Source organism: Arthrobacter sp. PsM3, from assembly GCF_030433895.1.
Lineage (GTDB): Bacteria > Actinomycetota > Actinomycetes > Actinomycetales > Micrococcaceae > Arthrobacter.
In genome coordinates, this window is record NZ_JARUXE010000008.1 from 40,034 (window position 1) to 64,873 (window position 24,840).

Below are 24,840 nucleotides of genomic sequence, written 5' to 3' on the forward strand. Positions count from 1 at the left end.
AGCTACACAACGGATTAAGGAAGAGTGCCGGCCATGCCATCACGCGTCGTAGGAGTCGACATCGGCAGCACAGCGCTGCGCGCCGTCGAAGTGGCCAATCCGGAGAAGGCCAGGCCAACTGTCCTCAGGTACTTCGAGGTCCCGCTGCCGGTCGGCGCCGTCAACCATGGCGAGGTCGCGGACCAGCCTGCAGTCACGGCTGCCTTCAAGAAACTGTGGTCAGAGGGCGGCTTCAAATCAAAGACAGTAGCGCTCGGCTTGGGCAACCAGCGCGTGCTGGTGCGGGACCTCGTGGTGCCGCTGGCCCCGCTCAGAATGATCCGGGAATCGCTGCCATTCCAAGTCCAGGACATGCTGCCCGTTCCGGTCTCCGAGGCGCAGCTCGATTTCTATCCGACGTCGGAGGAAGCAGGTCCGGACGGCCCCACGGCCAACGGTCTTCTGGTCGCAGCGAGGAAGGAAGCGCTCCTGGGCAACGTCGAGGCGGTCCGGCGCGCCGGACTACTGACGGTCGATGTCGACCTGATCCCCTTCGCCCTCACCCGCTTGCTGCTGCGGCGCGGGGAAGCCGAAGGAGGAATGGCTGTCATTGACGTGGGGGCCAGCACGGCCAGCATTGTCATCGCCAACGACGGCGTTCCGCAGTTCGTCCGCCTGATCCCGACCGGAGGCCTGGACCTGACCGTCGCGCTCGCGGCGCGTCTCGCGATCAGCGCCGACGACGCCGAGAAGCTAAAGCGCAACATCGGCCTCCGTTCGCTGAGGGACGTGCCCGAAGACCAGCACGAGGCCCTCCGGGTCATTCACGAGCTGAGTATTGAACTGCTGGACAGCCTTCGCAACACCGTCACATATTTCCTGAAAACCCGGCCGCAGGAAACGATTGGCCGGCTCGTCCTCACCGGCGGCGGAGCCAAGCTGCCGGGCTTCGCTGAGGCCCTAAGCGAGATGACCAGGCTCGACGTCGTTATGGCTGACCCGTTTGGGGGCGTAGGACTGACCCGCGGCCTGGGCCCTGGCCCTGGCTCCATGGCTGTTGCCCTTGGCCTAGCTATCGGTGAACGTGCCATGGACACAGCGAATACCGCGCGTGACCGGTCGCCTGGAATCGCACCGGCCACGATCGATGAAAACACGGTCGGTAAGAAGCTCGGCAAGATGCCGAAAGCGGAAACCCCTGACAGCAGTTCTGCCACGAAGGCATTGGCCGTTGTCGAATCGGGCTCGGGGAGCCCGATGGAGCCGCAGCCAAAGAAGGCCCCGGCCTTGTCCCTGCCAAAGGGGAAGCCCTATCCGAAGATTTCACCAATGCGGAAGGAACCACTCCTGGCCTTCGGCGGGGAGCGCCGCGTTGACTTGCTGCCCACGGAACTCCGCCGGCTCGTGGCCGCTAAGAAAGTGCGGGAGCGCCTGGTCCTCGCAGTCGTCGCCGTGCTCGTAGTGATGGTGCTTGGCTCCGGCGCCGCGAATGTGGCCGCCATGCAGGCAAGGAGCGGTCTTCTCGCCGAGCAGGCACAAACAAATGCCCTGCTGGCGGAGCAAACCAAATACCTCGACGTGCGGAAAGTGCAGGCCGAGGTTGCCCGCATCAAGGCCGCGCTCCGGACCGGGGCAAGCACAGAGATTGCTTGGAAGCCATACCTCGATGCCGTCCAAAAGACGTTGCCCGGCAACGTGACCATCGAAACGGTAAAAATCGACTCGTCATCTCCCGTCACCCCGTACGCCCAGTCCACCGCTCCCCTGCAGGGTGCCCGCGTTGCCACACTGAGCTTTTCCGCCCGGAGCCCCACGCTGCCCGCGGTTCCCACCTGGCTGACCAGCATCCAGACCCTCCCGGGCTTTGCCGATGCGCTGCCGGATACCCTGGCGAAGAACGACGACGGCAGCTACACAGTCAACATCACCATGCATATCAACGAAGGCGCGTTTTCCAAGCGCTTCCCGGCGGAAGGCCAGTAATGGACAGGAATAGGCTGTTCGTCATCGGCGCGGCACTTGCAATGGTCGTCGTCATATTTTTCGGCTGGACCGTCGGTGTCCAGCCTCAGCTGGCCGCCTCCGTGGCCGCCGCCGAGGAGACGAAGGCAGTTCAGGCGAGCAACGCCTCGCAGGCCGACGTCCTGTCGGTCTTGAAAAAGGACTACGCGAACATCGGCACGCTGCAAGCGCAACGGGATCAACTCCGCAAGGCAGTACCGGCGGGCACCGACATGTCTGCCTTCATCGACGAGCTACACGCCGTCGTCGTGGCCCACGGAGTGGCCCTCGGCAACTTCGCAGTGACCGAGGGCCAAGCATACGTGGCCCCGAAAGCTGCCGGGACCGGCGCGGCGGCGCCAGCGGGCACAACGGCACCTGCGCCCGGCGCCGGGACGGCCCCGGACGGTTTGGTGCTGATGCCGATCCAGCTCGCGGTGACGGGGCAGTACGGGAAGGTGCTGGACTTCGTTCAGGGACTGCAGACAGGGACGAGGCTCGTGCTGGTTACCACACTGACGACGGCGCCGTCGTCCACCGGTGCCGGTGCTGGCCGGGACTTCACCGCGCAGATAGGCGGCTTCGCCTACGTCCTGTCCGATCATCCGACAGGACGCCCGGCTGCGTAACTGCTGCCGGCGCCGCAGGGACCCGACAGTCCGGACGGACCCCACATCCAATAGGTCCGCAGCTCAGGATTGGCGCCGAAGCGCAACTGCCAGCTGGAAGTGGATGGGCAGCGACAGCTGCACTGCGGAAACGCCGACAGGCTCGTCAAGCAGCTCATTGATCGAGGTCTGCCCTTCGAGCTCCCCCGGCGGGTTGGCGTCCATCCCCTGAGCCTATCCGCGGCACGCCGCCGCGTCGGTGAGGGACACGGGCGGGGAAGGCGAGGCGCCGCAACAAAGCCGCCCCGTCATGATCCGCGGCTCCAGGCCGGCGGCAGCCCCCTCCCCCGCCGCCGGCCGGCTGGTCTCGGCACTAGCCGAGGGCGCTGACGAATTCCTCCGACTTCATGGGCGTGGAAAACATCGGGTAGTCGTAGGTGATGGCGTTCTCGTGCTCTTCAATGGAGGTGGCCGCCACGCAGTCACTCAGGGTGATCACCTGGTAGCCGTTCTCGTAGCCCGAACGCATGGTCGATTCCACGCAGCAGTTCGTCAGGAAGCCGCCGAGCGCGATCGTCTTGATCCCCTTGCTGCGCAGGATGAAGTCCAGGTTGGTGCTGGCAAAGGTATCCAGACCCCGTTTGCCCTCAATAAGGATGTCCCCCTCCGCAGGAGCCAGCTCGTTGATGATCTGAGCGCCCCAGGTCCCCTTGACGAACACCTTGCCGTCGACAACACCCTTGAGGATGCCGTACGGGTGCGGGCCGAGCTCGTTGTAGCCCGCGGCGAAGGTGATCGGTGCATGCATGATCGTTGCACCGGCGGCCCGCGCTGCCTCCACGATCAGGGCCGTGTTGGCCAGCATGCCGGTCTTCTCCATGACGGGCCGGACGGCGTCGTACAGCCCCCCACCCTCGGTCGCGAAGTCATTCTGGTACTCGATGAGCACAACGGCGGTGGTGTTCGGGTCAATCTGCACGGAAGCCTCCTGGTCGGTCCTGGGCCGCACATAGTCGTGCGCGCCAGCCGCCGCCAGACTAGCCCGGCTGCCAGCGCCCCACAAGGCCTTGGCCCGCGCCTGGAATGCTCCGCGGACCAGTCCCGCCGCTCAGGTCTCCCGGACTTTGGTGGCGGGGGCCCCGCCGCGGACAACGAGCACCGGGCAATGGGCATGGTGGACCGTCTGCATGGAGACCGATCCGAGCAGCATGCCGGTGAAGCCGCCGCGTCCATGCGAGCCGACAACAATGAGATCGGCCTGCTGTGAAGCGTCCACCAGGGCCGACGCCGGGTTCCCTTCAATAAGGCTGCTCGTGACTTCCACGCCGCGGTTTCGGACCCGCTCAAGTTCCTGGTCCAGGACCGTCCGCGCGTCATCCTCAAAGCCCTGATACTCCCACACCTGCCCGAGGGCGTCGCTGACGTAGGGATAGTGCCAGGCGGAGAGGGCAACGACGCGGCCGTTCCTCAGCCGGGCCTCGTCAACAGCCCAGTCCATGGCCGCCTGCGCCGACTCCGAACCGTCCACGCCGACGACGATCTTGAAGGCGCCGTTACTGGAACTGCCCATGGGTCAATCCTCTCCTCGGGATCCGCTGCTCCGCCGCGTCAGCCGGGCGGGGACAGGCTCATCCTCGCACTGCCGGCGCGGATCCGGGAAGGGCCTCAGGGCACCCCGCAGGGTCCGGGCCCTGCAAAGGCGGGATTCGGAGGCAGTGGGGGCGTCCTCCGGCGCGGCGTTCGACGTCGGTGGCCGGCCCCGGGGGGGCAGTCCCCTAGTTGGCGTCGACGGGCAGGCCTGGTTCCGCCGGGGTGACGATCGCCTTTGCGTCCGGAGCGGAAATCCGGGTGGCCAGTTCCCTGACGACTGCCTGGAGTTCCTGCCTGAGCACATCCGGGTCGATTGAAGCGGCGGCGAGCACCGACCGCTCCATGTCTGCGGCTTCAGCCACAGCCTCCCGGCCGCGGTCCGTCAGCGACACGACGTGGCTGCGCCGGTCGGAGGCACTACGCTGCCGGGAGATGTGACCGTGCGCTTCCAGCCGGCTGAGAGTTTTGCCCATGGTCTGCGCCTGGACACGCACCAGTTGGGCCAGTTGGGCCTGCGTCATTGGTCCGTTGACGGAGAGCACTTCCATGGCGATGACCCCGGCATGGGTCAGGCCAATGGCCCCCAGCTTCTCGTTCCAGGAGTGTTCAACAAGGCGTGCTGCCGTGGACAATAGGCGCCCAGTGGGCCAGCGATCCATATCAGGCATACCCCCGAGTATAGCCAGCATAGGATTCGGCGCCCGCACCAACGCTCATTAGGCTGGAATTACCCCAGCCTAAGACCGCCTCGAGAAGGAGCACACCTTGACGGAACGACTTATCCCCGGTGACCCGGCGCCAGCTTTCACGCTGAAGAATTCCGATGGCGCGGAGGTCTCCCTCGGGGATTTTCATGGCCGCAGCACGGTCGTCTACTTCTACCCGGCGGCCTCCACCCCCGGCTGCACGAAGGAGGCCTGCGATTTCCGCGATTCCCTGGCGTCCCTGCATCAGGCCGGCTACGAGGTCGTCGGCATTTCCCCCGACCCGGTGGAAAAGCTCGCCAGGTTCGCCGCCGCAGAGGCCCTGACCTTTCCGCTGCTCTCCGACCCGGACCATGCTGTCGCCGGGGCGTATGCGGCCTGGGGGGAGAAGAAGAACTATGGCAAGACCTACGAAGGGCTGATCCGGTCCACGGTCGTCGTCGACCCCGAGGGGAAGGTCCTCATGGCGCAGTACAACGTCCGGGCCACCGGGCATGTCGCCAAGCTCCGCCGGGACCTCAAGGTCGACGCCTAGACTCCGGACGGTGCCCACCGGCGCCCGGGCCGGCAGCGAAGCGGACATCGCCGCCCGGTGCGTTGCGAAATGTACAATGGAGCCTGGCATCCGCCCACAACGGTCCCAGGACCTGCCAAGTGGCGGCGCCGCGCGCGAGTGGTGAAATTGGCAGACACGCAGGATTTAGGTTCCTGTGCCTTCGGGCGTGGGGGTTCAAATCCCCCCTTGCGCACATTAGGGAAAGCCCCGGTCTTCGGACCGGGGCTTTCTTTTCTTAACCGCCGATTCCTAACCGCCGATTCCTAACCGTTGAATGCTCTGCGATGTCCCCAATGCCGCTGCCCCGAAACAAATGCTGAGCCTTCCCTGTTTTGCCGCCGGTTGACGGCACGGGGCCGCACACCCCGGGCCGCCGGGTCCGCCCCAAGCGCCCGGAAGCGCCTGGAACCGCCTGGAACCGCCTGGAACCGGGGCGGGGCGGCCAGAACCGGCCGCGAAAAAAGAATTCCCATCCGGCACCCATCCGTTTCCCCCGACCCCGCGAATACCCATTGAGACACCAACCAAGGGTCGGTGCCCGACAAGTCGGAAAAGGGCCAGAGCGGCAATAGTCCGCCGCTGGCAATAATCGGCACAACAAAGGAGAAACCGAAATGCAGAACATCAAGCGCACGACACTTTCCGTTGCAGGTATCGCTGCTGCAGCCATGCTCAGCCTCACTGCCTGCGGCGGATCCACCACCGCAGCGGCACCGAGCTCCTCGGCTCCGGCGTCCACACCGATGGCATCGTCCATGGCACCGTCGCCGTCGGCCAGCTCGGCAGCAGCGATGGATCCGGCCGCCAACCTCGTCGGTTCCGGCTGCGCAGCCTACGCCGCCCAGGTCCCCAGCGGCGCCGGCTCCGTCTCCGGAATGGCCCTCGACCCGGTAGCGGTTGCGGCGTCCAACAACCCGATCCTCACCACCCTGACGGCGGCGGTTTCCGGCAAGCTCAACCCGAAGGTCGACCTGGTGGACACGCTGAACGGCAGCGAATTCACTGTCTTCGCACCGACGGATGACGCTTTCAAGAAAATCGACGCCGCCACGATCGAAACGCTGAAGACGGACGATGCCCTGCTCAGCAAGATCCTGACCTACCACGTAGTCCCCGGCAAGATCAGCCCGGACAAGATCGTCGGCACGCACAAGACGGTCCAGGGCGGCACCATCACGGTCACCGGCTCCAAGGACGCGCTCAAGGCTGACGAGGCCAACGTTGTCTGCGGCGGCGTCATGACCGCCAACGCCACCGTCTACATGGTCGATTCGGTGCTGATGCCGAAGTAGGCAGCACTGAACGCTCCTGCTGCGGTCCCAGCCTGACTCACTGGACCAAAACTGGGAGAAATGAAGGCCCGCACCGTTGGTGCGGGCCTTCATTGGCGTGCGCCGGGCAACGGCACGGCACACCCTCCGGGAGAGCTTGACCGGCTCACAGAGATCCTCCCGGCCGGTCAACTAGAATGGGCCTGTTCCGCAGCCGGCGGTCCACCCAGAGTCCCCCGAGGTGATTCCCGAGTGCCCAGAAGTACAGTGACCAGCGGTACCGTGCGCCCCAGCACGGTGCGAGCCCGTGCGGTGCGCCGCATTGCAGCCGGTTTCGGTGCCGTGCTCCTGATGCTGCCGCTCGCCGCGTGCACCGGCACCCCCGGACCAGGGCCCGGCTCCGCGTCCGCCTCGGCCAGCTCCACCGACGCCGCGCCCAGCGCAGTTTTCACCTTCGGCACCGGCTCCCAGCCGCTCGGGCTCGATCCGGCGGTTGTCTCCGATATTGAGTCGTACCGGATCACCCGCCAGGTGCTGGAAGGGCTCGTCGGTGTGGACCAGACCACCGGACAACCCACCCCGCTGCTGGCGACGGAATGGAACACGAGCGACGAAGGCCGCGCCTACACGTTCAAGCTCCGCGGGAAAGTGGCCTTCCAGGACGGGACGGCCTTCGACGCCGCCGCAGTGTGCAGCAACTTCGACCGCTGGTTCAACTTCCCCGAAGCGCTGCGGAAGCAGGCTCCGGGGACCACGTTCAAGGGCGTTTTCAAGGCCCACGCCGATCAGGCGTCCCTTTCGATCTACAAGGGCTGCACCGCCCTGGCGCCGGACAACGTCAGGATCGAGCTGACCCAGCCGTTCACCGGGTTCCTGCAGGCCCTCACCCTGCCCGCCTTCGCCATCTCCTCTCCCCAGGCGCTCAAGTCCCAGAACGCCGACGATCTGAACCAGAGCCGCGACGGCCAGCCGGTCTCCGCATACGGGCTCCACCCGGTCGGTACGGGTCCGTATGCCTTCAGTTCCTGGGACGCGGGCGGCGTCACGCTTACCAGCAACAAGGACTACTGGGGGGACAAAGGCCAGATCGGGACGATCCATTTCGTCACCTACGATCAGACACAGACCCGGATGCAGGCCCTGCTTGACGGCAAGATCGACGCCTACGATGCCGTGACCGTGGGCAACTTCGACCAGCTCGTCAAGCGCGGAAAGCAGATCATCCAGCGGGATCCTTTCTCCGTTATGTATTTGGGGATGAACCAGGAAGTGCCCATCCTGCAGAACCTGAAAGTCCGCCAGGCCATCGAAATGGCGCTGGACAAGGACACCCTGATCCGCAGGTTCTTTATTGACAACACCGCCCAGGCGACCCAGTTCGTGCCGCCGAAGCTCAGCGGCTTCAACAACAACGCACCGTCCCTGGGCCACAATCCGGAAAAGGCCAAGGAGCTGCTCACCGAGGCCGGCTACAAGGGCGAGGAACTGAAGTTCTACTACCCGCTGAACGTCACTCGGCCGTATCTGCCCACGCCGGAAAAGGTCTACGCGGAAATCAGCAAGCAGCTCACCGCCGTCGGACTGAACATCAAGCCGGTGCCGGTCGAGTGGTCCGAGGGCTACCTCCAGAAAGTAACCTCCCCCGGCGACCACGCCCTGCATTTGCTGGGCTGGAACGGTTCCTACTCCGACCCGGACAACTTTGTGGGCCCGCTGTTCGGCGAGAATACCGGCGAGTTCGGCTACCAGGACGCGCAGGTCTTCTCCAAGATCGCCCGGGCGCGCGGCCTGCCTGAGGGCAAGGAGCGGACCGAGCAGTACCAGACCATCAACGCACAGATCGCCGCCACGGTCCCCGCCGTGCCGATTGCCTTCCCGATCTCGGCGCTGGCCCTGTCGGACCGCGTGCTGAAGTACCCGGCGTCACCGGTCCTGAATGAAGTTTTCACGAAGGTGGAGCTAAAGCCTTGACGGACCGACCCAATTTCAGTATGAGGCCGCTGCGGGGATATTCTGTGACAGCCAGACCCGCTGCTATCGGAGACTGATTGTGACTTTCATTTCCAAGACCCAACATGCCGACGTCGTCCTGATTGGCGGCGGCATCATGAGCGCCACGCTCGGTGCTTTCCTGAAGCAGCTCGAACCGAACTGGACTATTTCCCTGTTCGAAAAGCTGGATGAGCCGGGTCTGGAAAGCTCCGGCCCCTGGAACAATGCCGGCACCGGCCATGCCGCACTGTGTGAGCTTAATTACTCCCCGGCGGCCAAAGACGGTTCGGTGGACCCCGCCAAGGCCCTCCTCATCAACGAGCAGTTCCAGCTCTCCCGCCAGTTCTGGTCGCACCTCGTCACGAACGGCATGATCGGCTCCCCCAAGGGCTTCATCAATACTGTCCCGCACATGAGCTTCGTGATCGGCGAGGAGAACGCCAAGTTCCTGCGCACCCGCTACGAGGCGCTCAAGCCGAACCCGCTGTTCCACTCGATGGAGTACTCCGAGGACCATGCCCAGATCGCCAAATGGGCCCCCTTGATCGTCAAGGGCCGCGACCCCAAGCAGCGCATTGCCGCCACCCGCGCCGCCGAGGGGACCGACGTCGACTTCGGCGCCCTCACCCGTGAGCTGACCACCTACCTCGGCAACAACGGCGTCGAGGTCAACTACGGCCACAATGTCTCCGGCATCAAGCGCGCTTCCGACGGCGGCTGGGACCTCGCGATCAAGCACCCGGGGTCCGGCGAGCACGGCTCGATCCACGCGAAGTTCGTCTTCGTGGGCGCCGGCGGCGGAGCGCTGCATCTGCTGCAGGCCTCCGGCATTCCCGAAGGCAAAGGGTACGGTGGCTTCCCGGTCTCCGGCCAGTTCTTCCGCTGCACCGACGAGACGCTCGCGGCCCAGCACAGCGCCAAGGTCTATGGCCAGGCGTCCGTCGGCGCCCCGCCCATGTCGGTACCGCACCTGGATACCCGCTTCGTCAACGGCAAGCGCTCACTGCTTTTCGGCCCGTACGCCGGATTCTCCACGAACTTCCTGAAGCAGGGCTCGTACCTGGACCTGCCGCTGTCGATCCGGCCCTCCAACATCATCCCGATGCTGGCCGTGGGCAAGGACAACATGGACCTCACAGCTTACCTGATCAAGGAAGTCGCGAAGCGGCACGGCGCCAAGGTTGAGGCCCTGCGCGAGTACTACCCCACCGCAAAAGACGGCGACTGGGAACTCATCACCGCCGGCCAGCGTGTACAGATCATCAAGAAGGACCCGAAGAAGGGCGGTGTGCTGCAGTTCGGTACCGAAGTCATCGCCGGCCGCGACGGTTCCATCGGCGCCCTGCTGGGTGCGTCCCCGGGCGCGTCCACCGCGGTGCCGATCATGATCGAGCTGCTTCAGAAGTCCTTCCCGAAGCAGTTCAAGGGCTGGCAGCCCCGGTTCAAGGAGATGATGCCCGGGTATGGCGTCAAGCTCAACGAGAACCCGGACCTCGCCGCCCGGCTCGAAGCGGCCACGGCCAAGGCACTGCAGCTGGAACCGGTCAACACGCGCAACTGACGCCCGCTCCGGGTTGCGGTCGGTTTGATCCCCTTTGAAGTACGTCCGTCGACCCATCAGGAGACAATGAGATGTTCCGGCTCGCAAAGCTGTCACTGGCCAACCGGGCCCTGATTGCGCTGGTGACCGTCTTCGCGGCGGTCTTCGGCGTGATCACGATGTCCTCGCTCAAGCAGGAGCTCATCCCGTCCATCGAGTTCCCGCAGATCACGGTGATCACCTCGATGCCGGGCGCGTCCCCGGAAGTGGTGGACAAGCAGGTCAGCGGCCCGCTGGAGACGGCGCTCAGGGGCGTGGAGGGCCTCGAGTCGACGACGTCCACTTCGCGCAGCGGTGTCTCCCAGATCAGCCTGGCGTTCACCTATGGTTCGAACCTGGACCGTGCCCGGAACCAGATCGACCGGGCCATCTCCAACGCCAAACGGTCGCTGCCCGACGACGTCCAGCCCCAGGCGATCGCCGGGAGCATCAGCGACTTCCCGATCGTGTTCCTCGCGGTCTCGTCCGACAAGCCCCTGAGCGAACTGAACGCCGATCTGTCCCGGCTCACCGTGCCGCGGCTGCAAAAGATCGACGGCGTCCGCGGCGCCGACGTGACCGGCGGCGCCACGGAGCACATCAAGATCCTCCCCCGCCCCGCGGCCATGGCAGCCTCCGGTGCGAGAATCCAGTCCATCAGCGAGGCGCTGAAGAACAACGGGTCCCTCGTTCCGGCCGGCACCATCGAGGAACAGGGCAAGACCCTTTCGCTGCAGATCGGCAGCCCGGTCGACTCGCTCGACGCGATCAAGGCGCTCCCGCTCGGCGGCGCCAAGAACGCCGCAACAATCGGCAGCGTCGCGGACGTCAGCATCGCCGAGGATGCCCGCACCTCCATCACCCGCACCAACGGCCAGGAAACCCTCGCCCTCTCCGTGACCAAAAAGCCCGAAGGCGACACGGTGGCCATTTCCCACGCGGTCAAGGATTCCATCCCGCAGCTCGAGGCCGAGCTTGGCTCCAACGCCCGGTTCACGCCGATCTTTGACCAGGCGCCGTTCATCGAGAAGTCCATCAAGGACCTCACCACGGAGGGCCTGCTCGGCCTCGGCTTCGCCGTTGGGGTGATCCTGGTGTTCCTGATGTCCGTCCGCGCCACCCTGGTCACGGCGGTTTCCATCCCGCTGTCACTGCTGATCACGTTCATCGGGCTTTCGGCCACCGGCTACTCGCTGAACATCCTGACCCTCGGCGCGCTCACGATCGCGATCGGCCGCGTCGTGGACGACTCGATCGTGGTGATCGAGAACATCAAACGCCATCTGAGCTACGGCGAGGCGAAGATCACGGCGATCCAGACGTCCATCCGCGAAGTCGCCGGCGCCATCACGGCCTCCACCCTCACCACCGTTGCCGTGTTCCTGCCGATCGCCTTTGTGGCCGGACTGGCCGGAGAACTGTTCCGGCCGTTCGCGCTGACCGTCACCATCGCCCTGCTGTCCTCGCTCCTCGTTTCCCTGACCATCGTCCCGGTGCTGGCCTACTGGTTCCTGCGCAACCCCGCAGACAGGGCGGCCACAGCCCGGGAAGCCTCTGCCCGGGAAATCGCCGCGACAGCCCATGAGGCGGAGCAACGCACTGTCCTGCAGCGCGGCTACCTGCCGATCCTGACCAAGACCCAGAAACATCCGGTTGTGACCCTGATCGCGGCCCTGCTGGTCCTCGGCGGCACCGCCGCCATGACCCCGCTGCTGGCCACCGACCTGCTGGGCAACTCCGGCGAAAACAGCATGACCGTCAAACAGGCGCTCCCCGCCGGGACCAGCCTCGCCGAGGCCAGCGCCTCCGCGATCAAGGTTGAGGAGGTGCTGCGGGGCATCGACGGCGTCAAGGACGTCCAGGCCACCACCGGCAATGCCCAGACCGGCTTCTCGGCGCTGCTGTCGGCCGGCGCCTCGAACTCCAGCTTCACCGTGGTGACGGAGGAGAAGGCCAACCAGTCCAAACTCAAGGACACCGTCCGCAGCGAACTCGCCAGAATCCCTGACTCGGGCAAGATCACCGTGGGCTCGCAGCAGGGCGGCTTCGGCACGTCATCGACCGTGGACATCACGCTCAAGGCTGCAACGACCGCCGATCTGCGGACCGCGAGCGACACCATGGTCCAGGCGATGGACGGTGTCCCCGGGGCCTCCGAGGTCGCCACCAACCTGGCCGCCAGCCAGCCGGTGGTGCAGGTCAAGGTGGACCGGGCCAAAGCCGTCGCGGCGGGCCTGAGCGAGCAACAGGTGGCAGGGGTGCTTGCCTCCACCATCAGCCCCATCCCGGCCGGAACCGTGCGCATCGACACCAACGACTTCCCGGTCCGCATCGGCGAAGGGACCCGCTTCACCAGCATCGACGCCGTCCGTCAGACCCCGCTGCCGACGCCGGCAGGTCCCGTGCCGCTGATCAGCATCGCCTCCGTGGAGCAGGTCGACGTTCCGGTCTCGATTACCGCCAGCAACGGCCAGCGGACCGCACGCGTGTCCGTCACGCCGTCGGGCGCCAACCTCGGCGCGGTGAGCACCGAAGTGCAGGCCAGGCTCAAGACCGTCCAGCTGCCCGCCGGTGTCACCGCAGAAATCGGTGGCGCCACGACCCAGCAGGCCGAATCCTTCGCCCAGCTCGGCCTCGCCCTGCTGGCCGCCATCGCCATCGTCTACGTGATCATGGTGGCCACATTCAAATCGCTCATCCAGCCGCTGATCCTGTTGGTCTCCGTGCCGTTCGCGGCCACCGGCGCCATCGGGCTGCTGCTCATCACCGGCGTGCCGCTGGGCCTGCCCTCACTGATCGGCATGCTGATGCTGGTGGGCATCGTAGTGACCAATGCGATTGTGCTGATCGACCTCATCAACCAATACCGCCAGCCGCGCAACGGCGAGCCCGGGATGAGCGTGGCGGACGCGATCACCCATGGCGCCCGCCAGCGGCTCCGGCCGATCCTGATGACGGCGCTGGCCACCGTGTTCGCGCTGACACCGATGGCCTTGGGCCTGACCGGCGGCGGCGGCTTCATCTCCCAGCCGCTCGCCATCGTGGTGATCGGCGGCCTGATCTCCTCCACCGCCCTGACCCTGGTCCTGGTCCCGGTGCTGTACCGCCTGGTGGAGGGCCGGCGCGAGCGGAAAGCCCTGGCCAGGGCGGCGGCGCGCAGCGGAGCGGTTGCCGGCAAGGACGCCGGGACGTCCCCCGTCCGCGGCCGCCGGGCCGCCCCCGGGGCCGTCCCCGACGACTTTCCCGAGGACATTGCCGACGACGCGCGCCTCCCCACCGGCTCGCGATAGCCCATGTTCGACCGCCGGCACCCCAGCTGGACGCAGACTGCCTTGTGGCGGCGTGGGGCGTGATTCCTGCCGGCGGAACCTCACTTCGCGCGCCGGGTTGCCGGAATGCCGGGTTACCGGATACAACATGCCCTCCGGGATGTCCTCGCCCTTCATCAGCATGGCATCGGCCCCCAATGACGAACCGTCGTGCATCGGCACACCGTAGGGATTGAACGGAACGCCGTCGAACGGCGCACCGGCCAGCAGCTTTCAGGGACGTCCGGCCGCCAGAAGTAACGGTCAAGATTATCCGGAACACAAGCGCTCCGAACATCCCCGCAGCGACCCCCGGCACACCGGGGAATATTCGGGAGCGGCGGACGTTATACCGGTCGATAGATGCAAATGCATGTAAATCGGTTATAGTAGAAACAGCTCCCGGAACACTCCGGCCACGGAAGGCACATCATGCAGATCGGCGTATTCAGCGTCAGCGACATCACCACCGACCCCACCACGGGGCGGACCCCCACGGAGCACGAACGTATCAAGGCGTCCGTGGCGATCGCCAAAAAGGTCGAAGAAATCGGCATGGATGTTTACGCCATTGGCGAGCACCACAACCGGCCCTTCTTCTCCTCCTCCCCCACCACGACCCTGGCCTACATCGCCGCCCAGACAGAGCGAATCATCCTTTCCACGGCGACCACACTGATAACCACCAACGATCCGGTGAAGATCGCCGAGGACTTCGCCATGCTCCAGCACCTGGCCGACGGCCGCGTGGACCTGGTTTTGGGCCGCGGCAACACCGCCCCCGTCTACCCCTGGTTCGGCAAGAACATCCAGGACGGAATCGAACTCGCGATCGAGAACTACAGCCTCCTGCGCCGTCTCTGGGACGAGGACACCGTCAACTGGTCCGGCAAGCACCGCACGCCGCTGCAGAACTTCACCTCCACCCCGCGCCCGCTCGACGGCGTCGCCCCCTTCGTCTGGCACGGTTCGATCCGCACGCCGCAGATTGCCGAAGTCGCCGCCTACTACGGCGACGGTTTCTTCGCCAACAACATCTTCTGGCCCAAGGAGCACTACCAGCAGCTGATCGGCCTCTACCGCGAACGCTACGAGCACTACGGCCACGGCAAGGCGGACCAGGCCATTGTGGGCCTCGGCGGACAGTTCTTCATGCGGAAGAACTCGCAGGACGCCGTCAAGGAGTTCCGCCCCTACTTCGACGACGCCCCGGTCTACGGCCACGGCCCGTCGCTCGAGGACTTCACCTCACAGACCCCGCTGACCGTCGGCAGCCCGCAGGAAGTCATCGAAAAGACGTTGTCCTTCCGCGAGTACTTCGGCGATTACCAGCGGCAGCTGTTCCTGATCGACCACGCCGGCCTGCCGCTGAAGACCGTGCTGGAGCAGCTGGACCTGTTCGGCGAAGAGGTCCTGCCGGTCCTGCGCAAGGAATACGCAGAGAAGACCCCGGCCCATGTCCCCGAACCGCCCACCCACGCCGGGCGCGTCGCCGCAACCCTGGCCTCGGCCGGGCAGTCCTCCGGCGAAACCGCCAGCCCCAAGAGCGTGTGATGTCCACCAAGACCAGCGAGTCACCGGTGCGTCTGGCCGCGGAAACCTGGGAATCCCTGTTCCGCGCCCAGGTGGCGGTCATGCGCAGGCTGCAGGCCGGCCCCGCCTTCAAAACCCTTGCCCTGAACGAGTACGACGTGCTGTTCACGCTCTCGCGCTGTCCGTCCGGATGGCTCCGCCAGAACGAGCTGAACGACCACGTGCTGCTGAGCCAGTCCAGCCTCAGCCGGCTCGTGGAGCGTCTCGAAAGGCGCGGTCTGGTGGAGCGGATGCCGGCACCGGACGACGGCCGCGGCGTTCTGGTCAGGCTCACCGAAGCCGGCCTGGAGCTGCAGAAGCAGATCGGCCGGGAGCACGTCCGCGACATCGCCGCCCTGGTGGGCCCGGCGCTGACGGCGGCCGAGCAGCAGGAGCTGCTGCGTCTCACGGAAAAGCTGCGGGCCTCGGTGACGGCGCGCTGAGGGTTAGCCCTACTGGAGGGACACGAGCTTGGCCGGATCTTCGGCCGGCAGTTCGCCGTCGACGATGGCGGTGACCTGGAGTTGGGTCAGTGACAGGCTGCCGCCCACCGTCGACAGGAATGCCGTGTCCGAGGAATCACGGCCGGCGGTGATCCGGAGCATGCTCTCCCGCGGCGCCAGGCCCGTCGGGTCAATGACGTACCAGGCGCCGTCGATGTGGGCCTCGGCCACGGCGTGGAAGTCCATGGGGCTCAGTCCTGGGGCGTAGACCGCGGCCAGCCTCGCCGGAACATTCTTGGCGCGCAGCAGCGAGATCGCCAGGTGGGCGAAGTCGCGGCAGACTCCGCGGCGGTTCAGGAGAGTCTCGACGGCGCCGTCGGTCCCCCGTGAGGATCCGCTGATATAACGCAGCTCGCTGAAGACCCAATTGCGCACCGCGTGCACCAGCTCGCTGCCCTGCAGGCCGCCGAATTCCGCGTAGGCAGTCGGCAGGAGCCGGTCGGACTCGGCGTACCGGCTCGGCCGGACGTAGCGGATGAGTTCCATCAGCCGTGGTTCCTCGGGCAGCGCGAAGCCGGTGACGGTGGCCGTGTACTCCACGAGCACTTCGGTGGGTTCAGCGAATTCCATGTAGTGGAAGCGCCCCCCATGGTGGTCCGAAAGCTCGGTGAGGGGGACGTCTTCACCGCCGGAGGTCACGGACAAGGACTCCGCAAGGCCGCTGTAGCCTGCGTTGCGTGCCACGGACACCGCCAGGGCGACCTTGGTGTCGGCCACGGTTTTGAAGGCCATGCGGGCGGCAACAGAGCGTTCCATGAATCTCCGGGGTGTGAGGGTAGGGCGCGTGAAGTCACCGCTTCCGGCCCGGGTGTGTCCGGGCGGCGCGGGACTAGTTTTTGATCTCCAGAGACATTAGCATCCGCTGGACGTCGGCGAATTCCGAGCCTTCGTTGACGTATTTGGCCGCCTGGTCAAGGGTGTCAAAAGCCTTGGCCGGTGCAACCTTCTGGTCCGCGGCGTACGTCCTAAGCTCCGCCAGGTCGGCGAAAGAGTAGTCCCCCGTGCCCTCGGGGCCGCGGACCAGGTTCTGCAGCACGCAGGACTTTCCTTCCGCGCCGCCGACCACGTTGGTGATGCCGTAGGAGCCGAAGTACTTGTAGCCCTGGATCACCCGGAACACCACATGCGGGTCGATGGTGCCGTCGCCGCCGCGGTGCGGCAGTTCCACCGGGACACTGCTGACGACGACGTACGGTTTCGCGGCCTCATCCGTGCAGGCCGGAGCCGGCTGGGGCTGGAGACCGGTCCGCAGGGTGGCGAGGTAGCCGCCCTTGGCATCCTTGACCTCGATCCTGAGCGCTCCGGGCAGGGCTCCCTGCTCCGGGGTTACCGACTGGGCAATCCACTCCTGCGGGAGCTCGAAGCTGACTCGCTTCGCCGGGTCCGTGAAAACCTTCCAGGCCTGCGCCGTCGAACCCGGTTCCGCCGGACCGGAGGCCGTGGACCCCGGCGTCGTGCCTGGCGTCGAGCCCGGCGACACGCCCGGCGTCGAGCTCCCCGCGGATGCTTCCGCGGACGGCACGCCTCCGCTTGCGCCCGGGCTGCCTCCCGCCGTCCAGGCGGGGTTGCCCTTGTTGTCAGTGCTGCAGCCGGACAGTGCAGCCGCAGTGAGCGCCAGGGCAGCGGCGATCCGGATGCCGCGGGCCGAAGCCCGTCGGAAGGTATCCGTCCCATTCATGGTGCCAGCGTAGCGGGACTTCGGGCCGCCCTGAGTTCCCGGACCAGCGTTTCGTGGATGCCCGGGCGGAGGAGGCCGGCGGGCGCGGAAGTCCGGGTCCGGCACAGTGCCGGGTCCGGGCGCCGAGGGAGCGATTCGCCACGGGGAAAGCGGGATACGCTGGGGACATGGCGGATCAGGATTTTGACCCCACGGATTCCGGGGACCAGGACAGTGTGGCGGACATCTCCGCCGTCGACATCGCGGACTGGCGGCTCCGGACGTTCGCGCTCTACGCCACTGTGCGCAAGATCGCGGCAGAGGATCCGGCCGAGGCGCATTCCTACTGGCGCCAGGAGCGGGACCGGATGTTCGGCACACATCCCGCGTCTCCGCTGACGGAGGCCGCGAAGTCCAGCTTCGGCGGGCTCAAAACGGCGGACTACGATCCGATCTACCGCTTCCACATTCCGCTCACCAAAGAGGGCGCCGGACGGGAAATGAACGTGGAAACCGGGACGGACGGTGTGGTTCATTTTGTCCGGCTGGGCACTTTCGATCTGCCGGAACTGGGCCAGCTCGCCGTGTGGAAGCTCAGGGGCTACGGCGGCGGCATCTTCGTGCCGTTCCGTGACGCCACGGCCGGCCAGCCCGGCGGCAGCTACGGCGCGGGCCGCTACCTTCTGGACACCATCAAGGGTGCCTTCCACGGGGTGCAGGGTTCCGGCCCCGAGGCCGAGTTCGTCGTCGATTTCAACTTCGCCTACAACCCGTCCTGCGCCTACAACGAGGCGTGGGCATGCCCGCTCCCCGGCCCGTCCAACCGCCTGGCCGTGGAGATCCCGGTCGGCGAGCTGTACTGACCGGATGGATGCCCAGCTCGAGGAGCACTCCCCCGCCCCGGCCGGCCCTGCCGTCCGTTTTCCCGTCCGCCGCCGGCACCGGGGCCTGCTGCGCTACCCGCTGGTCCGGCAACTGCTGAGGTTCACCGCCGTCGGAGTTGTCTGCACCGTGACGTCGCTGGCACTCTATGCCTTCCTCCGGCCGTACCTCGGGCCGCAGCCTGCCAACGCGACCGCCCTGATCCTCACCTCGTTGATGAACACGGCGCTGAACCGGCGGCTCACCTTCAAGATCACCGAACGCCACCGGATGAAGCGCGACCATGTCAACGGCCTGATCGTGATCCTCGTGGCGCTGCTGATCACCGGCGGCAGCCTCGGCATCCTGCACTGGATCAACCCCGACGCCACGGTCGCCGCTGAGTTGTGGACCACCACACTCTCCGGCTTCGTTGCCACGGCGGTGCGTTTCACCCTGCTGCGGCACTGGATATTCCGCAGGGCCCGGCACCGCTGAGTTGTCCGACGGGAAACCCGGCGTGCCCTGCGTGCCCCGCTTGCCCGGCTTGCCCCGCGTGCCCGGCTTGCCCCGCGTGCCCGGCTTGCCCTGTCAGATAACGTCCCCATGCCGGCGGGATGAGCACCAAAAAGTGACAGGGCAAACGGGGTCAGGGGGAGCCGAGGGCCTGGACGCTGCCGACGGCGGTGCGGACTGCGGCCGCCGCCTCCTGCAGTTCAGCGGCCGTGACTGTGGAGTCGAAGCTGAACCGGACCGCGGTCTGCGCCAGTTCGGCCTCGATGCCCATCGCCCGCAGCACCGGGGATGGCTCGTCCGTACCGGCCGCGCAGGCCGAGCCGCTGGAGCAGATGACGCCCAGCCGTTCGAGTTCCAGGAGCACGGATTCGCCGCTGGTTCCCGGGAAGCAGAACGAGGCGACGGAGGGAAGCCGCTCGCTCGGATGGCCCGTGAGGACAGCGCCCGGCACCCCAGCCTGCACCGAGCGGATGAAACCATCCCGCAGGGCGGCCACGCGGGACGCCCGGTCCCGCTGGTCGGTCAGCGCAAGCGTGAGCGCCGTCGCGAGGGCCACGGCCCCGGCCACATTCTCGGTCCCCGAGCGGCGCCCGCGTTCCTGCCCGCCGCCGTGGATCACGGGTTCCAGCCGGGTCCGGCTGCGCACGAACAACACCCCGCTTCCTTTCGGCGCGCCCAGTTTGTGTCCGGAGATACTCAGGGCGTCCACCCCCAGAGTTGCGGTGTCGAGCGGCAGCCAGCCGGCGGCCTGGACCGCGTCGGTGTGGAACGGGATCCCCCGGGCGCGGGCTAGCGCGGCCAGCCGGGCGACCGGCTGTACCGTACCCACCTCATTGTTGGCGTACATGATGCTGACCAGGGCGGTCTCCGGCCGGAGCGCGGCGGCCAGGGCATCCCCGGTGACGCGCCCGCAGGAATCGACCGGCACCACGTCGACGGCGAAGCCGTGCACGCGCTCCAGGTAGCGGGCGGACTCCTCGACGGCGGGATGTTCGACGGCGCTGATCACCACCCGGTCCAGCCGGGGGTCCGCGGCCCGGCGGGCCAGCGCAATCCCCTTGACGGCGAGGTTGTCCGCTTCCGTGCCCCCGGAGGTGAAGACGACCTCGCCCGGCCGGCAGCCAAGCGCCCTGGCCACCGCTGCCCGTGCCCGGGCGAGCGCCGTCGCGGCCGAGTCGCCGAGCGAATGGTGGCTCGAGGGGTTGCCGAAGTCCCCGCTGAGGTACGGCCACATGGCCTCAAGCACCTCGCGGCGCACCGGTGTGGTGGCGGCTGCGTCGAGGAAAATCACGGTGTCGCCCGGCCCGCCATCTGTCCGCTGTTCGATTCGCCGTTCGATCCGCTGTTCGATTTGCCGTGCAGGCCCAGTTCCATGTCGAGGCCCAGGTCCAGGGCGGCAACACTGTGGGTGAGTCCGCCGATCGAGATGACGTCCACTCCGGTGGCGGCGATGCCGGCCACGGTGGCCAGGTTGACGTTGCCGCTGGCCTCCACCCGGGCCCGGCCGTTCACCAGGGCCACCCCGGCGGCAAGGTCCGCCAGGGTGAAGTTGTCCAGCATGATGGTGTCGACCCCGGCGGCCAGCACCGGTCCGATCTGGTCCATGCTGTCCACCTCCACCTCGAAGTGCGTGGTGTGCCCGAGGCGCGACCTGGCCTCCCGGAGCACCGCGGTGAGCTTCGACGGGTCTCCCCCGGTCAGGACCGCCAGGTGGTTGTCCTTGGCCAGCACGGCGTCGGAAAGGCCAAAGCGGTGGTTTGCCCCGCCGCCGCAGCGGACGGCGTACCGCTCCAGCACCCGCAGCCCCGGCGTCGTCTTCCGGGTGTCGGTGATGCGCGCCCCCGTGCCGTCCACAAGGGCGACGAACTCCGCCGTCCTGGTGGCGATGGCGCTCATCCGCTGGACAAGGTTCAGGGCCACGCGCTCGGCGAGCAGCACGGCGCGGGCGTTCCCGCGGACCCTGGCGAGCGCCGTTCCGGCGGCAAAGGGCGCGCCGTCGGCCACGAGCAGTTCGACGTCGGCACCGGGGTCCGTGAGCTTCATCGCTGCCGCGAAGACCTCCCCGCCGCTGAGCACACCGGGTACGCGGGCGGCCAGGACCGCCGTCGCCCGCGCGTCCGCGGGGATGAGGGTCTGAGAGGTGATGTCGCCGTAGGGCGCGTCCTCGTTCAGGGCGACCCGGAGCACCGTGTCCACGGCGGCGGCGGGCAGGGTTCCGGCGAGGGCCGTCACCGGGAGGGCGGCAGGGCGGGCGGCAACGGGTGCTGTCATGACGAAATCCTTTGTTTCGGACGGGAGGCGGCGGCATGCCGCTGGCTGTGCGGGCCGGCCGCCGGGGTTGCGCCGGCGGGAGCTGCGAGCACGGCGGGTGCTGGGAGCACGGCGGGGGCCGAGGGCAGGGCACGACGGGCGGGAGTGTCCGCATCGGCCCGGTAGTGGGCTCCCACGGAGCCGGTGCGGTTGCGCGCTGCCGCCACGAGCAGCCGGGCGGCGAGCAGCAGGTTCAGGTCCTCGTGGGCGGACTGGTCCAGGCCGGCACGGTCCCCACCGGACGTGGCCCATTCCGCAAGCCGGACGGCGGCGGCGTCGAGGCCCGCTCCGGTGCGCATCACCCCGGCCGCGCCGGTCATGAGGCGCCGCAGCGCGTCCCGGCTGAACGGAACAATGCCCTGCCCCGTCTCCGCGGCCGGGAGTTCTTCCCGGGCACCGGCGGGTGACAGGGCCGGAGCCGGTCCGGTGCCCGCCGCGCCCAGGAATGCCTCCACCGCACGGCGTCCGAAGACAAGTCCTTCCAGGAGGGAGTTGCTCGCCAGCCGGTTGGCGCCCTGCGCTCCCGTGCATGCGGCTTCGCCGGCCGCATAGAGCCCCGGGACGGTGGTGCGCCCCCAAAGATCCGTGGACACGCCGCCCATCCAGTAGTGGGCCGCCGGGGACACCGGAAGCGTTTGAGCGGTCCAGTCGTAGCCGGCGGCGCGGGTGGCCGCGGTGATGGTGGGGAAACGCCGCGCCAGGAAACCGGGACCGCGGGAGGCCTCGATCCCCCGGGCGTCCAGGAAGACGGGGCTGTCCGGCCGCGCGCCGGTCGCGGCGAGGTGCAGGGCAATGCTGCGGGAGACGACGTCGCGCGGGGCCAGCTCGGCGTCGGGATGGTAGTCCGGCATAAAGCGGTAGCCGGCGGCGTCGAGCAGGACGGCGCCTTCCCCGCGGACGGCTTCGGAGATGAGCAGCTCCGGCGGCCCCCCGGGAACCTCGTCCGCAGCCAGCGTGGTGGGGTGGAACTGGAAGAACTCCAGGTCGCGGACGGCGGCACCCGCCCGCCAGGCAAGGGCCAGTCCATCGGCCGTGGCGACGGAGGGGTTGCTGGTCCGGGCGAACAACCGGCCGGCACCTCCGGTGGCCAGGAGCACCGCGTCGGCGTCCAGCTGCCGGGGCTGCCCGTTGCAGAGGTAGGCGACTCCGGTGACCCGGGCGGCGTCCGCCGTCGAACCCGGTCCCTGGTGTCGGGTGAGCAGTTCGGTCACGAAGGTGTTGGTCTCGACCCGCAGCCTGCCCTGGAGCGCGCGGTCCAGGACGGCGGCGACGAGCGCACGGGCAATACGGGCGCCCGTCGCGTCTCCGCCGGCGTGCAGGATGCGCGCGGCGGAATGCGCGGCTTCCAGGCCAAGCGCCGGGCCTCCGCCGGGTCCGGCGTCGAAGTGCACACCGAACCGCTGCAGGCCTGCGATGTCCCCTGCCGCTTCGGCGCACAGAACCCGCACGGCCTCGGGGTCGTTGAGCCCCGCGCCGGCGGCGAGGGTGTCGGCGATATGCGCCGCGACGGAATCGCCGGGCGCCGCCTCCCCCGCCGTGAGCACGGCCGAGACCCCGCCCTGGGCGTAGAAGGTGTTGCTCTGCTCCAGGGTTCCCTTGCTCAGAAGCACCACCTCACAGGCCGGCTGGCCGTCGAGCACCGCGTCGGACGCCAGCAGCGCCGCGTACAGTCCCGCGATGCCGCTGCCGACCACCACCAGCCGCCTGGTCACGGCCGCGCCGCCAGCATCCGCTCGAGTGCAACCTTCGCCGGGGCGGCGACCTCGTCCTCCACCGTGATGCGGTTGACCACCTCGCCCCTCACGAGCGCTTCCAGGACCCAGGCGAGGTAGCCGGGGTGGATGCGGTACATCGTGGAGCAGGGGCAGATCACCGGGTCCAGGCAGAAGATCGTGTGCTGCGGATTCTCCGCGGCCAGCCGGTTGACGAGGTTGATCTCGGTGCCGACGGCGAAGACGGCGGGTTCGGTCGCGGCGGCAATGGCCTTGCGGATAAAGTCGGTGGATCCGGCGGAATCGGCGGCGTCCACCACTTCCATCGGGCATTCCGGGTGCACAATCACCTGCACGCCCGGGAATTCGGCGCGGGCCTTTTCGATCTGGCCGACGTTGAAGCGCTTGTGGACCGAGCAGAAGCCGTGCCACAGGATCACGCGGGAGTCCTGCAGGGCCTGCTCTTCGTTGCCGCCGAGGTCCTTGCGCGGGTTCCACATCGGCATCTGCTCCAGCGGCACGCCCATGGCTTTGGCGGTGTTGCGGCCCAGGTGCTGGTCCGGGAAGAACAGCACGCGCTGGCCGCGCTCGAAGGCCCATTCCAGCACCGTGGCGGCGTTGGAGGAGGTGCAGACGATGCCGCCGTGCTCGCCGCAGAAGCCCTTGAGGGCGGCGGAGGAGTTCATGTAGGTGACCGGGACGACCGGGACCCGGCCGTCGGCGTCGGGCTCGGTGCCGAAGAGCTCCTCGAGCTGTTCCCAGCACTCGGTCACGGAGTCGATGTCCGCCATGTCCGCCATGGAGCAGCCCGCGGCGAGGTTGGGCAGGATCACGGCCTGGTCCGGCCGGGACAGGATGTCCGCGGTCTCGGCCATGAAGTGCACGCCGCAGAAGATGATGGCCTCGGCATCCGGGCGCGTCAGCGCGGCGTTGGCCAGCTGGAACGAGTCCCCCACGAAGTCGGCGTACTCCACCACCTCGTCGCGCTGGTAGAAGTGGCCCAGCACCACGGCGCGGTCCCCGAGCGTTGCCTTGGCGGCCCGGATCCGCGCGTCGAGCTCGGCGTCGCCGGCACGCTTGTACTCCTCGGGCAACTGGCCCTGCCGGGGGGTCGACGCCGGGGCGCGGTCCGCGACGGAGGCGCCGGGGCCGTAGGCGGGCACACCGGCGAGGGCCTCGGCGAGGTCGTAGTCCCAGGGGCCGCGGGCGAGCGCCGGACTGCAGGTGGAGGCGCCTGCTGCAATGCCCTTGGCGCTGCTGGCGGCCTGGTCGCGCGTGATCAGCTGGATCGCCGTGTTGACGCTGCTCATGGTGTGCTCCTGTTGTCTGGGTCAAGGCCTGGGCGGCCGGTAAAGCGATAGAGGCGGGGCGGGCGGTGTTTGCCGCCCTGCAGGTACTGGTCGGTTTCTTCGATCTCCGGCGTGGCTTTGACCTGCCGGCGGAAGTTGGCCGGGTCCAGTTCGCGGTCCAGGACGGCCTCGTAGACCTCCCGGACCTGCGCGAGGGTGAAGTATTCGCCCAGAAGGTGGTACGCGATGGATCCGTAGGCCATCTTGTTGCGGAGCCGCCAGAGCGCGTATTCGATGATGGCGTTGTGGTCGAAGGCCAGTTCGCCGAGCCGGTCCGCGCGGAACCACCGCACGTTTTCGGATTCGGCCGCGAGCGCGGCCTCGGTGGGCTGCACCAGCGCCCAGTACACGATGGAAACCACACGCTGGGTGGGCGAACGGTGCAGCCCGCCGAACGCGTAGAGCTGTTCGAGGTAGCTGGGCGCCAGGCCGGTGGTCTCCTGGAGGTTGCGCGAGGCGGCGTCCGGCAGGGACTCGGAATGGGTCAGCGGGCCGCCGGGCAGTGCCCACAAGCCCTTGAAGGGTTCGCGGATCCGGCGTACCAGCGGGATCCAGAGGGTGGGGCGTCCGGAACGCTCGCTGGGGCGCAGGGCGAAGATCACCGTGGAGATGGCCAGCGACGGCGGCGCGAGCTGGCGTTCCGCGACGTTGGCTGCTGTTGTGTAAACGGTGGTTCACCCCGCATTCTCAGGCTCCGGACCGCTCCCCTGGGATGGCCCGGATGTTCCGGCCCGACCGCCGGATTAGTTATAGTCAAAATGACTAGAACTAA

The 24,840-nt window shown here is 67.6% G+C and carries 22 protein-coding genes and 1 tRNA gene; 12 read left to right on the plus strand and 11 right to left on the minus strand.

The annotated features are described in order from the left end of the window. Positions 1-33 precede the first annotated feature (33 nt). Both pilM and QCD75_RS05670 read left to right on the plus strand, forming a co-directional pair. Positions 34-1,962, plus strand: coding sequence for a type IV pilus assembly protein PilM (gene pilM, locus QCD75_RS05665; RefSeq protein ID WP_301226554.1), 1,929 nt, complete (start codon positions 34-36; stop codon positions 1,960-1,962). Beyond that, positions 1,962-2,609, plus strand: coding sequence for a hypothetical protein (locus QCD75_RS05670; protein ID WP_301226556.1), 648 nt, complete (start codon positions 1,962-1,964; stop codon positions 2,607-2,609). Before pilM ends, QCD75_RS05670 begins: the two co-directional genes overlap by 1 nt. Before the next feature lie 63 nt (positions 2,610-2,672). Here QCD75_RS05670 and QCD75_RS05675 read toward each other — a convergent pair whose 3' ends face one another. The 4 genes from QCD75_RS05675 to QCD75_RS05690 all read right to left on the minus strand — a co-directional run bounded on the left by QCD75_RS05675 (position 2,673) and on the right by QCD75_RS05690 (position 4,837). Next, on the minus strand, positions 2,673-2,813 hold the full coding sequence (locus QCD75_RS05675) for a hypothetical protein (protein WP_301226558.1): 141 nt from the start codon (positions 2,811-2,813) through the stop codon (positions 2,673-2,675). Positions 2,814-2,961: 148 nt separating this feature from the next. Then, on the minus strand, positions 2,962-3,567 hold the full coding sequence (locus tag QCD75_RS05680; RefSeq protein ID WP_301226560.1) for a cysteine hydrolase: 606 nt from the start codon (positions 3,565-3,567) through the stop codon (positions 2,962-2,964). Between the two features lie 129 nt (positions 3,568-3,696). Further along, on the minus strand, positions 3,697-4,158 hold the full coding sequence (locus tag QCD75_RS05685; protein ID WP_301226562.1) for a universal stress protein: 462 nt from the start codon (positions 4,156-4,158) through the stop codon (positions 3,697-3,699). Positions 4,159-4,363: 205 nt separating this feature from the next. Continuing rightward, a complete protein-coding gene (locus QCD75_RS05690; RefSeq protein ID WP_301226729.1) occupies positions 4,364-4,837 on the minus strand; it encodes a MarR family winged helix-turn-helix transcriptional regulator in 474 nt (157 codons plus the stop codon). Between the two features lie 106 nt (positions 4,838-4,943). On the opposite strand from QCD75_RS05690, the gene bcp reads away from it, so the two are divergent. The 8 genes from bcp (at position 4,944) to QCD75_RS05730 (ending at position 15,603) form a co-directional block, all read left to right on the plus strand. Next, the gene (gene bcp, locus QCD75_RS05695; RefSeq protein WP_301226564.1) at positions 4,944-5,417 is read left to right on the plus strand and encodes a thioredoxin-dependent thiol peroxidase; all 474 of its coding nucleotides are present in this window, start codon (positions 4,944-4,946) and stop codon (positions 5,415-5,417) included. Positions 5,418-5,549: 132 nt separating this feature from the next. Next, a tRNA-Leu gene (locus tag QCD75_RS05700) sits at positions 5,550-5,631 on the plus strand. 421 nt (positions 5,632-6,052) lie between these two features. After that, complete coding sequence (locus QCD75_RS05705) at positions 6,053-6,730, plus strand: fasciclin domain-containing protein (RefSeq protein ID WP_301226566.1); 678 nt, start codon at positions 6,053-6,055, stop codon at positions 6,728-6,730. A gap of 330 nt (positions 6,731-7,060) precedes the next feature. Next, a complete protein-coding gene (locus QCD75_RS05710) occupies positions 7,061-8,680 on the plus strand; it encodes an ABC transporter substrate-binding protein (RefSeq protein WP_301226731.1) in 1,620 nt (539 codons plus the stop codon). Between the two features lie 79 nt (positions 8,681-8,759). Next, positions 8,760-10,262: a malate:quinone oxidoreductase gene (locus QCD75_RS05715; RefSeq protein ID WP_301226568.1), complete on the plus strand. Its 1,503-nt coding sequence runs from the start codon at positions 8,760-8,762 to the stop codon at positions 10,260-10,262. A 71-nt stretch (positions 10,263-10,333) separates the two neighbouring features. Continuing rightward, positions 10,334-13,570 (plus strand): efflux RND transporter permease subunit, encoded by a 3,237-nt coding sequence (locus tag QCD75_RS05720; RefSeq protein ID WP_301226570.1) that lies wholly within the window; start codon positions 10,334-10,336, stop codon positions 13,568-13,570. A 450-nt stretch (positions 13,571-14,020) separates the two neighbouring features. After that, positions 14,021-15,142 (plus strand): LLM class flavin-dependent oxidoreductase, encoded by a 1,122-nt coding sequence (locus tag QCD75_RS05725; protein WP_301226572.1) that lies wholly within the window; start codon positions 14,021-14,023, stop codon positions 15,140-15,142. Next, positions 15,142-15,603 (plus strand): MarR family winged helix-turn-helix transcriptional regulator, encoded by a 462-nt coding sequence (locus tag QCD75_RS05730; protein ID WP_301226574.1) that lies wholly within the window; start codon positions 15,142-15,144, stop codon positions 15,601-15,603. Before QCD75_RS05725 ends, QCD75_RS05730 begins: the two co-directional genes overlap by 1 nt. Before the next feature lie 9 nt (positions 15,604-15,612). Here QCD75_RS05730 and QCD75_RS05735 read toward each other — a convergent pair whose 3' ends face one another. Together QCD75_RS05735 and QCD75_RS05740 are read right to left on the minus strand one after the other, a co-directional pair. Continuing rightward, a complete protein-coding gene (locus QCD75_RS05735) occupies positions 15,613-16,419 on the minus strand; it encodes a transglutaminase-like domain-containing protein (protein WP_301226576.1) in 807 nt (268 codons plus the stop codon). Between the two features lie 73 nt (positions 16,420-16,492). Then, positions 16,493-17,341, minus strand: coding sequence for a hypothetical protein (locus tag QCD75_RS05740; RefSeq protein WP_301226577.1), 849 nt, complete (start codon positions 17,339-17,341; stop codon positions 16,493-16,495). Positions 17,342-17,508: 167 nt separating this feature from the next. On the opposite strand from QCD75_RS05740, the gene QCD75_RS05745 reads away from it, so the two are divergent. After that, entirely contained in the window at positions 17,509-18,183 is a 675-nt protein-coding gene (locus tag QCD75_RS05745; protein ID WP_301226578.1) for a DUF1684 domain-containing protein, read from the plus strand. 4 nt (positions 18,184-18,187) lie between these two features. Beyond that, complete coding sequence (locus QCD75_RS05750) at positions 18,188-18,679, plus strand: GtrA family protein (protein WP_301226580.1); 492 nt, start codon at positions 18,188-18,190, stop codon at positions 18,677-18,679. Positions 18,680-18,830: 151 nt separating this feature from the next. Here QCD75_RS05750 and QCD75_RS05755 read toward each other — a convergent pair whose 3' ends face one another. Genes QCD75_RS05755 through QCD75_RS05775 form a run of 5 tightly spaced genes read right to left on the minus strand, consistent with a single transcriptional unit; the run spans position 18,831 to position 24,679 of the window. Continuing rightward, positions 18,831-19,988, minus strand: a complete 1,158-nt coding sequence (locus QCD75_RS05755; protein WP_301226582.1) for a cysteine desulfurase family protein — start codon at positions 19,986-19,988, stop codon at positions 18,831-18,833. Continuing rightward, complete coding sequence (nadC, locus tag QCD75_RS05760; protein ID WP_301226584.1) at positions 19,985-20,968, minus strand: carboxylating nicotinate-nucleotide diphosphorylase; 984 nt, start codon at positions 20,966-20,968, stop codon at positions 19,985-19,987. The genes QCD75_RS05755 and nadC overlap by 4 nt, the downstream gene beginning before the upstream one ends. Next, entirely contained in the window at positions 20,965-22,719 is a 1,755-nt protein-coding gene (nadB, locus tag QCD75_RS05765) for an L-aspartate oxidase (protein ID WP_301226586.1), read from the minus strand. Before nadB ends, nadC begins: the two co-directional genes overlap by 4 nt. Then, positions 22,716-24,029 (minus strand): quinolinate synthase NadA, encoded by a 1,314-nt coding sequence (gene nadA, locus QCD75_RS05770; protein WP_301226588.1) that lies wholly within the window; start codon positions 24,027-24,029, stop codon positions 22,716-22,718. Before nadA ends, nadB begins: the two co-directional genes overlap by 4 nt. After that, entirely contained in the window at positions 24,026-24,679 is a 654-nt protein-coding gene (locus tag QCD75_RS05775) for an NUDIX hydrolase (protein ID WP_301226733.1), read from the minus strand. The genes nadA and QCD75_RS05775 overlap by 4 nt, the downstream gene beginning before the upstream one ends. Positions 24,680-24,840: the final 161 nt, after the last annotated feature.

Excerpts from the sequence above, each read along its gene's own strand:
- pilM (WP_301226554.1), top strand. The coding sequence starts at position 34 with ATGCCATCACGCGTCGTAGGAGTCGACATCGGCAGCACAGCGCTGCGC.
- QCD75_RS05670 (WP_301226556.1), top strand. The coding sequence starts at position 1,962 with ATGGACAGGAATAGGCTGTTCGTCATCGGCGCGGCACTTGCAATGGTC.
- QCD75_RS05675 (WP_301226558.1), bottom strand. The coding sequence starts at position 2,813 with ATGGACGCCAACCCGCCGGGGGAGCTCGAAGGGCAGACCTCGATCAAT.
- QCD75_RS05685 (WP_301226562.1), bottom strand. The coding sequence starts at position 4,158 with ATGGGCAGTTCCAGTAACGGCGCCTTCAAGATCGTCGTCGGCGTGGAC.
- QCD75_RS05690 (WP_301226729.1), bottom strand. The coding sequence starts at position 4,837 with ATGGATCGCTGGCCCACTGGGCGCCTATTGTCCACGGCAGCACGCCTT.
- QCD75_RS05705 (WP_301226566.1), top strand. The coding sequence starts at position 6,053 with ATGCAGAACATCAAGCGCACGACACTTTCCGTTGCAGGTATCGCTGCT.
- QCD75_RS05710 (WP_301226731.1), top strand. The coding sequence starts at position 7,061 with ATGCTGCCGCTCGCCGCGTGCACCGGCACCCCCGGACCAGGGCCCGGC.
- QCD75_RS05720 (WP_301226570.1), top strand. The coding sequence starts at position 10,334 with ATGTTCCGGCTCGCAAAGCTGTCACTGGCCAACCGGGCCCTGATTGCG.
- QCD75_RS05725 (WP_301226572.1), top strand. The coding sequence starts at position 14,021 with ATGCAGATCGGCGTATTCAGCGTCAGCGACATCACCACCGACCCCACC.
- QCD75_RS05730 (WP_301226574.1), top strand. The coding sequence starts at position 15,142 with ATGTCCACCAAGACCAGCGAGTCACCGGTGCGTCTGGCCGCGGAAACC.
- QCD75_RS05735 (WP_301226576.1), bottom strand. The coding sequence starts at position 16,419 with ATGGAACGCTCTGTTGCCGCCCGCATGGCCTTCAAAACCGTGGCCGAC.
- QCD75_RS05740 (WP_301226577.1), bottom strand. The coding sequence starts at position 17,341 with ATGAATGGGACGGATACCTTCCGACGGGCTTCGGCCCGCGGCATCCGG.
- QCD75_RS05745 (WP_301226578.1), top strand. The coding sequence starts at position 17,509 with ATGGCGGATCAGGATTTTGACCCCACGGATTCCGGGGACCAGGACAGT.
- QCD75_RS05750 (WP_301226580.1), top strand. The coding sequence starts at position 18,188 with ATGGATGCCCAGCTCGAGGAGCACTCCCCCGCCCCGGCCGGCCCTGCC.
- nadC (WP_301226584.1), bottom strand. The coding sequence starts at position 20,968 with ATGACAGCACCCGTTGCCGCCCGCCCTGCCGCCCTCCCGGTGACGGCC.
- nadA (WP_301226588.1), bottom strand. The coding sequence starts at position 24,029 with ATGAGCAGCGTCAACACGGCGATCCAGCTGATCACGCGCGACCAGGCC.